At 45.2% G+C, this 13,608-nt stretch carries 11 protein-coding genes and 1 pseudogene; 6 read left to right on the top strand and 6 right to left on the bottom strand.

From position 1 onward, the window contains the following. Nucleotides 1-245 precede the first annotated feature (245 nt). Complete coding sequence (locus V7L12_RS22230) at nt 246-668, bottom strand: ester cyclase (protein WP_335087560.1); 423 nt, start codon at nt 666-668, stop codon at nt 246-248. A 190-nt stretch (nt 669-858) separates the two neighbouring features. Between V7L12_RS22230 and V7L12_RS22225 the strand changes: the two are divergent. Continuing rightward, a pseudogene (locus V7L12_RS22225) lies at nt 859-993 on the top strand (IS701 family transposase); the annotation flags it as partial. A gap of 3 nt (nt 994-996) precedes the next feature. Here the strand turns inward: V7L12_RS22225 and V7L12_RS22220 are convergent. Further along, nucleotides 997-1,899, bottom strand: a complete 903-nt coding sequence (locus tag V7L12_RS22220) for a LysR family transcriptional regulator (protein ID WP_335087558.1) — start codon at nt 1,897-1,899, stop codon at nt 997-999. Nucleotides 1,900-2,229: 330 nt separating this feature from the next. Between V7L12_RS22220 and V7L12_RS22215 the strand changes: the two genes are divergently transcribed. The 5 genes from V7L12_RS22215 to V7L12_RS22190 all read left to right on the top strand — a co-directional run bounded on the left by V7L12_RS22215 (nt 2,230) and on the right by V7L12_RS22190 (nt 5,797). Next, on the top strand, nt 2,230-2,532 hold the full coding sequence (locus V7L12_RS22215) for a muconolactone Delta-isomerase family protein (protein ID WP_335087556.1): 303 nt from the start codon (nt 2,230-2,232) through the stop codon (nt 2,530-2,532). A 55-nt stretch (nt 2,533-2,587) separates the two neighbouring features. Beyond that, nucleotides 2,588-3,211 (top strand): NAD(P)-dependent oxidoreductase, encoded by a 624-nt coding sequence (locus V7L12_RS22210; RefSeq protein ID WP_335087554.1) that lies wholly within the window; start codon nt 2,588-2,590, stop codon nt 3,209-3,211. 131 nt (nt 3,212-3,342) lie between these two features. Then, nucleotides 3,343-3,645 (top strand): muconolactone Delta-isomerase family protein, encoded by a 303-nt coding sequence (locus V7L12_RS22205; protein ID WP_335087552.1) that lies wholly within the window; start codon nt 3,343-3,345, stop codon nt 3,643-3,645. 510 nt (nt 3,646-4,155) lie between these two features. After that, the gene (locus tag V7L12_RS33315; protein ID WP_442947910.1) at nt 4,156-5,511 is read left to right on the top strand and encodes an alpha/beta hydrolase fold domain-containing protein; all 1,356 of its coding nucleotides are present in this window, start codon (nt 4,156-4,158) and stop codon (nt 5,509-5,511) included. 91 nt (nt 5,512-5,602) lie between these two features. Then, complete coding sequence (locus tag V7L12_RS22190; RefSeq protein WP_335087877.1) at nt 5,603-5,797, top strand: hypothetical protein; 195 nt, start codon at nt 5,603-5,605, stop codon at nt 5,795-5,797. A 694-nt stretch (nt 5,798-6,491) separates the two neighbouring features. On the opposite strand, the gene V7L12_RS22185 is transcribed toward V7L12_RS22190, so the two are convergent. The 4 genes from V7L12_RS22185 to V7L12_RS22170 are packed head-to-tail and all read right to left on the bottom strand — an operon-like array spanning nt 6,492 to nt 13,603. Beyond that, complete coding sequence (locus tag V7L12_RS22185; RefSeq protein WP_335087550.1) at nt 6,492-7,631, bottom strand: NAD(P)/FAD-dependent oxidoreductase; 1,140 nt, start codon at nt 7,629-7,631, stop codon at nt 6,492-6,494. Next, nucleotides 7,632-8,516, bottom strand: coding sequence for an isopenicillin N synthase family dioxygenase (locus tag V7L12_RS22180; protein WP_335087860.1), 885 nt, complete (start codon nt 8,514-8,516; stop codon nt 7,632-7,634). A gap of 4 nt (nt 8,517-8,520) precedes the next feature. Further along, on the bottom strand, nt 8,521-10,557 hold the full coding sequence (locus tag V7L12_RS22175; protein WP_335087548.1) for a bifunctional metallophosphatase/5'-nucleotidase: 2,037 nt from the start codon (nt 10,555-10,557) through the stop codon (nt 8,521-8,523). Between the two features lie 52 nt (nt 10,558-10,609). Further along, on the bottom strand, nt 10,610-13,603 hold the full coding sequence (locus tag V7L12_RS22170; RefSeq protein ID WP_335087547.1) for a UPF0182 family protein: 2,994 nt from the start codon (nt 13,601-13,603) through the stop codon (nt 10,610-10,612). Nucleotides 13,604-13,608: the final 5 nt, after the last annotated feature.

The raw sequence follows: 13,608 nt of genomic DNA, 5'->3' as shown, positions 1-13,608 counted from the left end.
TTTGTTTTTGTAATAAAAAACAAACTATTTAAGATTAAGCTTTGTTAACTTTATAAAGATTCTCATATCTATGCAATACGTTATGGAAGAACATAACCTTTCTCTTCCACGAACATCTTCGATTCTAGACAGTTAAAAACTGCTATCTTTGTGCAAAATTATTGTCGATGCTGAATAGATACCTGGTTAATACAACAATAGTTTTAATCATTAAGTCAGGTTAAAATATTCCACCTACACTGCTATTACTCAGATACTCCTGGTTCAATGCGTGCCCCAAGCTGAAGAACCCGTCCAAGATCATCAGCGTTTCGCCAGGTTTCAATTATCTTTCCGTCGGCAATATAATGAATGAACGTAGCAGTGAATGTCTGTTGACGGCCACGACCTGGTATGCCAAGAAAACTCTCCTGGATGCAGGTATTAGTCGCGCGCACAACAACTTTGTCACCTTCAGCGATTACGTCTTCAATTGTCCATTTCTGTTTGATAGGCCCAAATGAACCAAAGAGTTTGCATACCCCTTCAGGGCCAAGGGGAAGCCCTGGTAAACCACCGTGCATTTTCCAAGTCGGGGCGGTTATCTCGCAAATTTCTTCGATCTTATGCTCGCTAATAAGTTCAATCCACCGTTGAGCAATTATTTTGTTGTCCTCAATGGAAGACATTGCTGCTGTTCCTCTACTGAAAATTAGGCGAACTCTAATTATTTATTTAGACAGACAAGATGCACTATTGTCAATTAACCAAGTATGAGATTGAATTAAAATCAGTGCACCACATATCCTTCTTCTGTCACGTTCCGAATATTATAAATAAAAGAATCCAAAGATGAAACTCTACAAGGTAAGTAGGGCAATGGATGTAGAATTACAAATCCTGAGACATTTGGCAAGAGATGCCTACCCAACAGTTGCGCTCGTAGATGGATATTGTGCAGAGTATAAAGACTTATTCAAAGAAGTAAGAAATTATGATTTTAATTTTCTGTATAGTTTATTTTCTGGAAGTCCCTTCGCGCATCTTTTGCTCAAGGAACTCTAGAAAGACCTTGACTTTCGTGAGAATATATTTTCGGCTAGGATAAAGTGCGTTAATTGGGACTGGAGCCAGTGACCATTGAGGCAAGACGTTTACTATATCCCCACCCTGTAACTTCTGCTGAAACAGAAATTCCGGCAGCAGCCCAATTCCTACTCCAGCTACGATTGCTTGATAAATGGGGGCAACGTCATTGCTGAGTAGTCGTGGACGAAAGGAGAGCGTTACTGTTTCCTGCTGTTCATTGTGCAATGTCCAGGTCACATTGTTCTGACGATGAGCCATACAAAGCAGCGCATGACTGGTCAAATCAGCAATTGCTGTTGGTTCGCCAGCGGTTTTGAGATAGATCGCGCTGGCAAAGAGTTTCATGCGATCTGTGCTAATCCGTCGCACGATCAGGGATGAATCGTGCAATTCCCCAATCCGAATCGCTAGATCGTATCCTTCTTTCACAATATCTTTGTATTCAGTCGTTGCATGGAGAATCACTTGAATATCGGGGTAGGTCAGCAGAAACTCCGGCAAATTGGGTGCGATAATAGACTGCACAAACAACACGGTGGCTGTCACTCGCATAATACCCTGCGGATGCCCCTGTAAGCTAGCGATCGCATCATCACCGTCATGTAACGCATCGAGAATGGGTAAACAGTTTTCGTAATACAGCCGTCCTTCTTCAGTTAAAGAAACCCGCCGCGTGGTGCGATGAAATAATCGGACTTTTAGCCGTTGCTCGAGCTCATTGACTTTCACACTGACGGTAGATTTAGGCAAGTCCAGCGATCGTGCTGCTGCGACAAATCCTCCCAGTTCCGCGACTTTGAGAAATACTAAAACAGCATTCAAATCGTCCATAACCTGCACTCCCTGCGATGAGAGTATCTGCACTCTGCTATTGTCCAATATTACAAACAATCAATTCATAAAAACCACCTTTATCTATACAAGTTGATTAATCATACTAGGAGATGTCAAGTACAGAGAAAACTTTAAATCGAAGCAATCGCACGTTATGAAATCAAACCTTGAACGAAAAATACCACGGTGGGTTCACATTGTTTTGAGCATCCCAGCGGACACTCAGTCGCCACCGAAATGAAAGCCTGTTTGAAAAACACCGTCCGTGTTACCCTTTGAACCTCTGATTCGATCGGAGTTTCCAAGCAAGCTAAATAGAGGTTTTATATGCAATATCTTGTTATCTTCACACCCAAACAGAAATTCGGAAGCGATGAAATGCCCTCTGACTTCCCGCAATTGTTACTCAAGGAAGAGGCGCGAGCGAAAGATCTCTACATGCAGGGACTTCTGCGGCAATCGTGGGTGCTGGGCAAGAGGGATCATGGCGCAGCCGTTCTCTTTGAAGCGGAGTCACCGAAGCATATGCAAGAGATAATCGACAGCTTTCCACTGATCGAGGCTGACTACTCTAATACCCAGGTCTTCCCTCTCGCCCCAGATCCTGCATTTGCAGAGAAGTCCCGATAAGGCCGCATTTCTCTGACCAGAAAACCCACTAAGCGTTACATAGGAGAGTTAAAACATGAAAGTCTTAGTCATAGGAGCCGCCGGCAAGACCGGTAGAGCTGTAGTCGAGCAGGCTGTGGCCGCTGGCCACCAGGTCACGGCCTTCGTTCACAAAGCCGATGAATACGAGGTTTCAGACGTTCGCGTCATCGAAGGTGACGCCACCGACAGTGTCGCAATGGACGCAGCAGTCCTCGGTCAAGACGCTGTTCTTGACACGATTGGCGGCAAAACCCCTTACAAGGCAACTACGCTCGAATCGAGCGCCGCCAACACAATTATCGCTTCCATGCAGCGAAACGGTGTGCGCCGTCTGGTGGTAACTTCAATGATTGGCGAAGGGGATAGTGAGGCGAATACCCCCTTTTATGAGCGTTTACTGGTTGCGACCTTTTTGCGCGGCGCTGACAAGGACAAAGCGGCAATGGAGTCCGCTGTCGAGTCGAGCGGTCTGGACTGGGTGATTCTTCGCCCAGCCCTCCTCAACGACGACCCTGCAAAGGGGAACGTTCGAGTTTTCGATGTCGAAACGGGCGAGAAGGCCCATAAAATTACCCGTGCCGACTTGGCTGACTTCATGCTTGCCCAGCTTGACACTAACGAATACCTCCATCAAGCCGTTACGATCGCAAATAGCTAAGAACTCTTCGGACACGCTCTCTTTTTGGGTCAGCAGCGTGTTGGTTGAGGCTTCGGTGTCTGCTTGACCACGCCGTATGCCTCCTTTCCTGTCCGGTTTTTACAACCAAGTAAGCTAAATAGAGGTTTTATATGCAATATCTTGTTATCTTCACACCCAAACAGAAATTCGAGAGCGATGGAATGCCCTCTGACTTCCAGAAACAGGAACTCGAAGAGCAGGCGCAAGCGCAAGTCCTTTACGCGGAGGGAGGTCTGCGTCAAGTGTGGGCACTGGACACGAAAAATCGCGGCGCAGCCGTTCTCTTTGAAGCGGAGTCACCGGAGCATCTGCAAAAGATGATCGACAGCTTTCCGCTGATCAAGGTTGATTACGCTGACTACCAGATATTGCCGCTCGCGCCGTATCCTGCATTCGCAAAGAAGTCCGTCTAATCGCACCGCCTAACAATGCGCTCCAGCGAACGGAGGCTGGCGATCGGGCTTTCTCTGTTTGTGGGCCGAATGGCACTTTTGTAAAGGTGAAACCTCGTCAGGGCTGGGTGTTGGGGGTGGCTGAGTGGGTGTAGGAAAAAATCAAGAAAATTAGAAACAAGTGTGAAGATTAATAAACTTCTTTGCTACGTAACGCTGGCGTGAACGTCACTACACCCAACACCTGACATCCTACACCCGCTCATCCTTATAAATAATGGATTTGCTTTTATCTTAGTGCCATTCGTTTGTCGGTCCTTGTGTTGTCAGTCGCCGTCGCTGAGCTTGGGTTCGTTAGCCCGTCTTCACTGGTAAAAAGAGCGCAAACTGCCAAGCGGTACCCGAACGAATTGTTACCAAGCAATGGAGACAAAAGATGCAGTCCGACAATGAGAAGCTTGAACACAGCAATGCTTATGCAGCCGAGATCCACCATCCGCTTGCCGAAAAGGATGGTGGATCTCGGCTGCGATGCGGACGGAGGTTGCTCCCTCCAAAGGCAAGCTGAGTGGATCGGCTGCTCGCGGTGCCTTCGACGAGATCCAGGAGAAAACCCCGGACGCGCCGGGTGTAAGCTACGAGCAAGGTGTAGTCGGGGGTGTGCCAGGCGTTTGGTGCCACCCGCAGAACCCACGTCCGGGCGTCGCTATCCTTCATCTTCACGGAGGAGCCTATGTGCTAGGTTCGGCGCACCCGTATCGGCATCTCGCCGGTCAGGTCGCCGCGCGTACGAGCGCATCCGCGTTCGTCGCAGACTACAGGCTCGCGCCGGAACACCGCTTCCCAACCGCCTTGGACGATGCGAAGGCGGCTTATCGCGGACTCGTCGAACAGGGCGCCCAGAAAATCGCGATCGTCGGAGACTCAGCCGGTGGCAGTCTTGCTCTCGTCCTGTTGTCAGTCGCACAATCCGATGCTCTTGCACGCGGTGGCGTCGCCCCATCCGCTGCCGTTGTGATGTCACCCTGGACGCATCTGGCCTTGACAGGACTGAGTTTACAGGATCACGCAGACGACGATCCACTGTTGACGAGGGAGGTGCTGTCAATGGCGAGCGCCAGCTACTTGAACGGGCACCGCCATTCTTTAAGCCTAATCCGGTACGCCGACGACTTCGTGATACTGCACGAAGATTTAACCGTTGTCCAAAGGTGTAAACAAGTAATTGCTGAGTGGTTAAACGGCATTGGACTTGAATTGAAACCAAGTAAAACGCGCCTAGCCCACACATTGAATAAACATGATGGGCAAGACGCAGGGTTTAACTTCCTGGGGTTTTATATCAGGCAGTACCCAGTAGGGAAATATAACACGGGTTGTAATTCTCATGGGAAACCACTTGGATTCAAGACGCTCATCAAACCCAGCAACCAGAAGCTAAAGCTACACTATGACAGTATTTCTGAGGTAATAGAGCAGCATAAAACAGCCCCACAGGCTGCGCTGATAACCCACTTAAATCCAATAATCAGAGGATGGGCTAACTATTACCGCACTGTCACCAGCAAGGAGATATACTCCGAACTGGGGAATAAAGTGTACAAGAAGCTAAAAAGCTGGGCACAAAGACGCCACCCGAATAAAACAGGGGTATGGATAGCCAACAAATATTGGCAAACCATAGGCAATGATAACTGGGTATTCGCAACCAGGCAAGAAAGGAAAAACCCCTTGCGGTTACAAAAGCATAGCGCCACGGGAATCGTGCGTCATGTGAAAGTTAAAGGCGATGCTAGTCCCTATGATGGCAACCTAGTTTACTGGAGTTCAAGAATGGGCAAAAACCCCGAAGTCCCTAAAGATGTGGCAACACTCTTGAAGCGATAAAAAGGAAAATGCGCCCACTGCGGACTATATTTTACAGAATCATCAGTGATGGAAGTTGACCATAACATTCCTAAGTCGAAAGGCGGAAAGAATGAATATAAAAACTTACAACTACTTCACCGACATTGCCACGATAAAAAGACCGCTAGTGATGGTAGTCTCGGCACAAAATCTGGCTGCAACAGTGCCAAGCCTAATCCCGCTAAATCGGGTAACAGAGGTACTTATGACAAGAGCCTTATTACTGAGGAGCCGTGTGATGCGAAAGTATCAAGCACGGTTTTGAAGACGAGCGGTTCTCGTGAGGGAATCGCTTAGTTTAACACGCACGTCTTCCCGGGGAACGTCGGAACGCTGAACGCAGCTGAGGCGGCTTTGGGCATGATAGCTGCCTTTCTGAAGGGTAAGCTAGGTACCTGCTGAACAAGCACCACATAGTAGAGACGGGTTAATGACTGGAGTTTAGACTAAGCAATGCAAAACTAACTAGCAGGGCTGAGTTAATCAGAGACTTACCGAAAGTATGAACAATCTTTGATATTAGACTGCAACAGATGGTTCTTTCTAGGGTGCTGTTGCTGTTTTTTTGACGATTAGGATATCGGTTTTTGCGTAGGCGAGTTTTTCCTGGAGTCCAGCCTGGAGACTTTCCGCGAGGTTTGGGTGGACGGGTAGGAGTACCAATCAACGCTAAGAGCTAATATCATGTCCGCTTGATACTTATTAAACCCGAATCACCCCACCCCGCCAAAGCTAGGCTTCGTCTCCCCTCCCCGCTTGCGGGGAGGGGATTAAGGGGTGAGGTGTAATGACTAGGGGAATCATAACTAATTATGCGGACATGATATAATTTGTAAACTAGAGTAAAGTCTTTGTCTCGTCAGGGTTTTAGGAATTTGAGCCAATCAAGCGTTGATTCTCTGAAAGTCATACCCAGCAATGAATTGGGTATCCTTAAGATTTTCTTTACGAATCAGTTCTTAGATTAGTATTTTTGTAATAATTTCATCTTCCTTGCCAGTTGCAAAATTAGCAAAGCGCTTTGCCAAAGGTGGTATAAGTACTAGAGGATTGCTAAACCCAGAGAAAACATGAACGCCTTTAAAACCTGGGATAGCACCAATTAAGGGGAGTTGATTGCTACTGAATGCCACTAAGCAATGATACCAAGTCCCTGGTAAATTCTCCAATGCTGGTAAAATTTGACCAACACTTTTCCGCAACCATTTTTCGCTTACGTCTGAGTTTACCTTGGCATGAGGATCTGCGATCGCACGGCTAATTTGACCGATGCGGATACTACCATCTTGAAACTGAATCACACCCACATCTAAAATTGGCAGTAGTAACTCATTACCAAGTTCATCCCATAATTCATCAACTTGAGTAGATTCAGCTTCTAGTTGAAACCGTTGCGGATTGGCTGGCATAACTAAGGTGCGTAACCTGACATCAACGGGTGGGGTTTCAATGATTTCTTCGTGGGTAAAATACAGCTTAATGGAAACACCAGCAGATTTGAGAAGCTGGCGGCTGAGTCCACCCGCACAGATGACAACGTTAGCGCTGTGGAAAGTTGCACTGGTCGTTTGTACACCATCTTGCAATACTTGCAATACTTGGGTAATCTGCATTTCACCCCCAGCACGCTCAAAGGCTTGGATGTAAGCTTGTGCTGTTTTTTCTGGATGAATATGACCGTGTTTGACAGTTAAAGCACCAGATATCACCTCTCGATTTAGCAGCGGTTCCAACTCACAAGCTTCTTGGATATCGAGTAAACGCGGTGGAATGGCAAACTGATTATATGATGCAGCAGTTGCTTCTGGGTCGCTATGGGCTGAAATAGTCAGTAATAAATCTAATTCCCGAAATTGGATATCAGCGTCTAACTCTTGAGATAGAATATGGTAACGTGCGATCGCTTCTTCGCACAATCGCTGAGTTAGTGGTGTAGTACCCGACCAATAGGCCAGCCCACCATAACTATAGCGAGTTGCATTCTGTGGTCTGCTGTCTTGCTCCAACAAAAGTACACAAAAGCCAGTTTTAGCCAGTTCATAAGCAAGTGTAGCACCCGTAATTCCACCGCCAACCACAATCCAGTCGTAGGTTTTCATCTAATATGTTGCTTGTAAACGTTGTAAAAGATATTCTCCCGCAAGGATAGGAGGATAGATAGGCAATTGTTCTTTCTGGCAACTCTCCAAACAAGTAACTTCTGTATCATCATTAGGATGACAGAAAAAAGCCATAGAATACCGAGACTGATTTACCCTATTATCACTGGGAATCATTACTCGATGCTTGGTTGAGCAAAACAGATGATTTGTCCATCGTTGCATTAAATCGCCAGTATTGACTATGACAGTATTAGGAATTGCAGGCGCGGCAATCCACTCTCCAGATGCTGTCTGTACTTCTAACCCGCCAATGTTATCTTGGAAAAGTAAGGTAATACTGCCATAATCGGAATGCTCACCAGCACGCACTTGTCCGGGTTTCGCTGGTGTCTGCGATGGGGGATAGTGTAATAGTCGCAAGGTATGATTTTGTTGATTATGTCTGATAGTAAAAAAATCTTCTGGCAATTCCAACGCCAACGCATAAGCTTGTAATATCGTGTTAGCAAATTCTGTACAACTATCATAAAAGGTGACAATAGAAGCATCTATCCCCATAGCCGCTTGTTTGTTTACATTAAACGCCTCTTTTAAGTCGCCTGGTTTATTGGGGTCAAGACGTTCTCTCTCAATCCCAACGTAACCCATATTATTAAATTCATCACTCCAAGCTTGTTTTTGCTTAACTTCTAAAGGTAAATTGAAGAAAGATTTGCTGTGAGCGAATACTTCCTTGATTAAGTCTTTTGATATTCCAGAATTTTGTAAGTACACGAAGCCAATTTCATGACAAGCTTCATAGATTTGTTTGATGACAGCTTGTCGATTTATTGCGTTGCCCTTAGTAAAATTAGTGAAATCAATTACTGGAATTCTGACCATTGATTCAAAATACCACATCTTTACGCAACTTCAGATTTTGAATGCGAGTATCTTTGCTAGCTGGTACATCTTCCTGAGCAAATGGAATCTGCTTAAAGTTAGTAGCTAGATATTCTGCTAATGCATCTTGTTCAGAACCATCAGCAGCAAAGGTAGCTAAACCTGTGCGTTTAGCATCTTTTGATATCAAATTAACCTGTTCTGTTTTCGGAAAAGGATAGCCATCACCACCACTTGCTAGGAAGTTTAAGGTGACAGTGCGGAAGATGCGATTAGAGTCACCCACTAACTCTGCATTTTTCACTACTACATCAATAATTTTGCCTTTTCCATCTTTGATAGCCAGGGATTTAACACGCTTACCTGCTGGCATATTTGGGTCAAAGCTAAAGGCTAATCCCGCCACTTGGGGAAAACTACCGGGGGTAGCACCCGGTGCTATACCTGCTACACTGTGTTCAATTATTGCTAGTAGTTCTTCAGCATTCAAAGTAACTAAAGTCAAGCTATTGTTAAACCGTAAAGCATTGGTGATATCAAGTTGGGAAATTTCTTTTTCTTTCTTGCCTGCTACAGGATTTGCTTGGGGTGGTAGTTTGATAACATCCTGTGAACGAGTCGAACCTGGAGGAAAAGTATATATACCGATATTGTCACGGATACCACCACCATTTTTAATAGAAATGACAGTTTTAGGATCGTATCGTTTGGCGATCGCTAAATTAGCTTCGGCTGTCAAATTCCCGAAATTGGTTTCTTGGGTGCGGACATCACCCCGCCAGCCGTTAAGGAAAACGTTGGTTTTCCCAAAAATCTGACCATCTTGGGCAATAATTACTTTTTTGAGTGCTTCTGTAATCGCGACAATTTTGGCATCGGGTTTCCCACCCACAGCTGCTACACCTTGGGAATCAGTCGCATAAGCACCGCTGATTTTGGGGTCAATACTTTTAGGAATAATCACTCCATTGGCATCAAAGTTAACTACTAGACGACCAACATAGCGATAGTTACCATCGGTATTAACTACAGCTATCGGATTACCATCTGCGGCTTTTTTAATAATTGGATAAGTTCCAGCAGATTTATCACCCACTCGCAGACGGTCTGTTTTGTCGGCTAGTAAGGTATTGGAACCACCAGCAATAATAATATCTACTCCCTTGAGTAATGTTGCTAGCTTTTGCTCAATGGCAATTTGCTGCATGTGTGCCAATAAAATGACTTTATTAATCTCTGGATTTTTTGTCAGGAGTGAATCAACAGAAGTTTGAATTTCAGCAGCCAAAGCGGTGATATCTGCGGCATCACGGTCATTAAATTCTTTAGGCAACACAGTCACACCACCGGGAGAAGAAATAGTCCGCAGTGTGGGAGTTGTCGCCCCAACCACAGCAATTTTTTCACCATTGACGGTAATGATAGTGCTGCGGGCAATTTTATTCGGAATTTTACTTGCCTCTTGTCCATCAGCAGTAACTAATTTTGCCAGGTCTTTATCAGTGCTAAAGTCTAGATTTGTGCTGAGATAGGGAAATTTTGTACCTGGGTAATCTTCTTTAGCACGGAGTAAGTCGGCAACAACACCCGTACCTAAGTCAAATTCGTGATTACCAAAGGCGATCGCACCAAACCCAAGAGCATTTAGAATTAAAATATCTCCCCGTCCCTGACCACCAAAAGCTGTGTCACTGGCAAATAAGAAGGGACTGGGAATATAAGCATCTCCAGATGAAAGGATTAAGGTATTAGGATAATCAGGTTTACCATCACGATTAGTATCCTGATTTTTGAGTGCATTCAACACCGCTGAAAAGTTGGGTGCATCCTTCAGCGCAGGGACACCTGCTTCTTGGTCGGAAGTATGTAAAAGTTGTAGTGTGAACCCTGACTTCTGTGCTGTTTTAACTTGCACCACACCACCAGTAGTTCCTAAAAATAAAAAGATGCCAGATATAATCAGCCAACTTAACTGGCTAGTTCTTAAATCTCGGCGATTAAACTTACTGAAAAATCGACTTCTCCGATCTAAAAAAGACATAATAAATTTTCTAGCTCATCAGTGGTGAATAACTTTTTAGTCTTAAAATCGCTTAACCTGGCGGGGCTGCTTCTTCAAAGGGACGGATAATCGCCGGGGCTGGTGTAACTTCTGGTTTAAAGATTCCCTGCAATGCTTGTTCTAAGGTTTGCGCCATGACAATCCGGTTTTCGTAAGCCACTACTACCCGTACCAAGGTTGGCAGACTGTTCTGTGTGGCTTCTAGATAGATTGGCTCGACATACAGCAGCGATTGCTCAATGGGAATTACTAGTAGATTGCCTTGAATAGCTCTCGAACCCTGGCGATTCCACAAGGAAATTTGCTGAGAAATTACTGGGTCTTGGTTAATTCGCGCCTCAATTTGCTCTGTTCCGTAAATCAGGCGTTCTTTAGGAAAGACATATAACACCAACTTACCGTAGTTTTTGCCATCCGATCGCGCCGCTAACCAAGCAATTAAATTAGTCCGTTGTTTGGGAGTATAGGGTAGAAGCAGAATAAATTCTTCAAAGTCTACAGTGGGTAGACTAGTAATCAAATAATACGGATCTACTGGACGGGGTTCACTACCATAGATTTCATTCGGAATTTGCCACTGGTCTTCCCGGTTGTAAAATACTTGAGGGTCGGTCATGTGATAGATCATCAACCGCTCAGATTGAAGTTTGAAAAAGTCCACCGGATATCGGGTATGACTGCGGAGATTGACTGGCATTGTACTGAGCGGTTTAAACATATTGGGAAATATCGCTGACCAAGTGGCAATGATTGGATCGCTTTGATCGGCAATGTAAAACTTCACAGTGCCATGATAGGCATCAATCACTACTTTGATAGAATTGCGAATGTAATTGATACCATCGCTACCAGTGTCTGAGTAGGGATAGCGATCGCTCGTTGTGTAAGCATCAACAATCCAATAAAGATAACTGGGATTACTTGGAAAATCTTGATTAGCCGCAGCAGCAACTAAATAGGGGTCGCTGTCAAATTTCAGGAAGGGTGCGATCGCTTGAATTCTTTCCTTGACATTTCGTCGCAGTAGCACTCTTGTATCTGGCAAAAAGTCCCGCGTTAGCACCATCTGCCAATCTTTCAAATACATCGCAAATAGCCACCGTCGCCATGCTGAACCGATTTCAACACCACCTAGACCCTCGTAAGAGTTGTAAACATTATCACTACCGCTAGGATAGTCTAGCTCTCTAACTTTTGTGCCAGTCATTACATAAGTATTGGTGATTTCACCGTAATAAATCCGGGGTTGCCCAATCGGAATACTTTGACGAACGGCTTCACTGGAAGTTGTGAGAGCGCTACTATTACCGCTAATATCTTTAACAAAATATTCTGGTAGCCCACCCGGCCCAACTGTATTAACTGGACTAACAGTAAACCCGAAACCGTGGGTATAAATTAAATGGCGATTAACCCATGTTTGAGCTTCCTGTGGTACGGCGCTGTAATCTAATTCTCGTGCGGCAATCAGTACCTGCCGCCGTTCTGTTGATTCAACTGCTTCCTGCTGCGTTACTGGCGGCTTTTGGGGGGCAGGTGGTCGAGGTGAAGTTTCATCTGTTTTGAGAGTATATCGATCAATATCGGCATCGGGGAACTGATAATACGGGCGAATTTGTTGCAGTTGACGGTTAGTTTCTAACAGTGGTCGCTCATCCCACAGGCGAATATTCCGAATTGTCGAGTCATTCTTTTGAATATCAGCTTCAGTCAGTGTTCCTTGCGGGTTGAAGCTTCTAGAATCGATCGCCTCTAAATCGAATGCTTGACGAGTTAAGGCAATAGTCCGCTGAATGTAGGGTTGCTCTCGTTGCAACTCATTAGGTTGGACAATTAAATATTGCACCACAGTAGGTAAAACAACATCAGCAGCTGCAACTAATATTAGATAAACCCCTAACCCGTAAAATACAAAGCGACGATACTGAGATTTGGGTTTCCAGAAAAACGTTCGCCAAAGTAGATAAAAGGCGATCGCTACTGCCACAATGCCCAAGATGGTGTAAGCTGGCAACTGGGCTGTGACATCGGTATAGCTAGCACCATAACTCACACCACGGCTAGAATACACGAGTTCATAGCGACTTAGCCCATAACTCAAAGCTACTACCAGCATCAACAAGCCACCCATACCGAATAAATGACGCTGCTGCTGGGGCGAAAAACCAGGGAAAATTCCCTGACTCAAACTATCCGCCGACAAGAGATAAGTGAGGGTAACGGCGACGAAGCCATACAAACATAATCCCATCAGCCACAGTTCTAGTAGTTCCCAAAAGGGTAAGGAAAATACGAAAAAGCTGATATCTCGACCAAATAAAGGCTCAGTGCTGTTGAAAAGGGTGGGGTGGAAATATTGCAGCACCTTTGGCCAGTGTCGGAATATGATGAAGGCAAAAATGGGACTGGAGAGAATTGCGATCGCAGTCAGTAAAAATTGAGGATAGATTAAGATGGCGATCGCTACTCCCCCAATTAAACCGAGATACCAGACTTGAGAGACAATCTGCCTCAAAAGTTGCCAGATTGTCTCCGGTCTAAATAGAGCGGGAATGGGTAGAATAGCCTGATTAACTGGAGAATGCCAGTAGAAAAGAGCAATTTGACCATAGTGAGCCAGCATTAACCCAATCAACAAGCTCAGTACCAGAGTTAAGGGTAATAACCAGTGTAATTTTAATGCTTGAAAGCCTTGCGGCCCAAGTATCCGGGTTTCGTTGCGTCTTAGATAATTAGGACTGAGAAAATTTGTGAATTCACTGTTGAGTTCTGCTGGCTCAATCTTTAGAGACTGGGAATATTTTAGCTGTTGTGCCAAAGCCAGGTTTAGCAGTAGATAGGCAGCAGTTATTCCAGCCACGACTACCCACAAAATACCACGAGTCAGCAGCCTCAACATAAATACTTGGAGATAGCCGACTTCTTGAAACCAAAAAATCTCTGCTCCCAGACGGGAACCCAAATCCAACAGTAGCCACAGCCCCAAGAATACAATTAATAGTCTAAAGCCCCATTTCCAATACATTAATA

Source organism: Nostoc sp., from assembly GCF_036918245.1.
Taxonomy (GTDB): Bacteria; Cyanobacteriota; Cyanobacteriia; order Cyanobacteriales; family Nostocaceae; genus Nostoc.
The sequence above is the reverse complement of the archived record's forward strand: the minus strand, read 5'-3'. Positions and strand labels throughout refer to the sequence as shown.

Coding starts and splice junctions, on each gene's coding strand:
- V7L12_RS22175 (WP_335087548.1), bottom strand. CDS start 10,557: ATGTCTTTTTTAGATCGGAGAAGTCGATTTTTCAGTAAGTTTAATCGC.
- V7L12_RS22230 (WP_335087560.1), bottom strand. CDS start 668: ATGTCTTCCATTGAGGACAACAAAATAATTGCTCAACGGTGGATTGAA.
- V7L12_RS22180 (WP_335087860.1), bottom strand. CDS start 8,516: ATGGTCAGAATTCCAGTAATTGATTTCACTAATTTTACTAAGGGCAAC.
- V7L12_RS22170 (WP_335087547.1), bottom strand. CDS start 13,603: ATGTATTGGAAATGGGGCTTTAGACTATTAATTGTATTCTTGGGGCTG.
- V7L12_RS33315 (WP_442947910.1), top strand. CDS start 4,156: ATGCGGACGGAGGTTGCTCCCTCCAAAGGCAAGCTGAGTGGATCGGCT.
- V7L12_RS22190 (WP_335087877.1), top strand. CDS start 5,603: ATGAATATAAAAACTTACAACTACTTCACCGACATTGCCACGATAAAA.
- V7L12_RS22220 (WP_335087558.1), bottom strand. CDS start 1,899: ATGGACGATTTGAATGCTGTTTTAGTATTTCTCAAAGTCGCGGAACTG.
- V7L12_RS22185 (WP_335087550.1), bottom strand. CDS start 7,631: ATGAAAACCTACGACTGGATTGTGGTTGGCGGTGGAATTACGGGTGCT.
- V7L12_RS22205 (WP_335087552.1), top strand. CDS start 3,343: ATGCAATATCTTGTTATCTTCACACCCAAACAGAAATTCGAGAGCGAT.
- V7L12_RS22210 (WP_335087554.1), top strand. CDS start 2,588: ATGAAAGTCTTAGTCATAGGAGCCGCCGGCAAGACCGGTAGAGCTGTA.
- V7L12_RS22215 (WP_335087556.1), top strand. CDS start 2,230: ATGCAATATCTTGTTATCTTCACACCCAAACAGAAATTCGGAAGCGAT.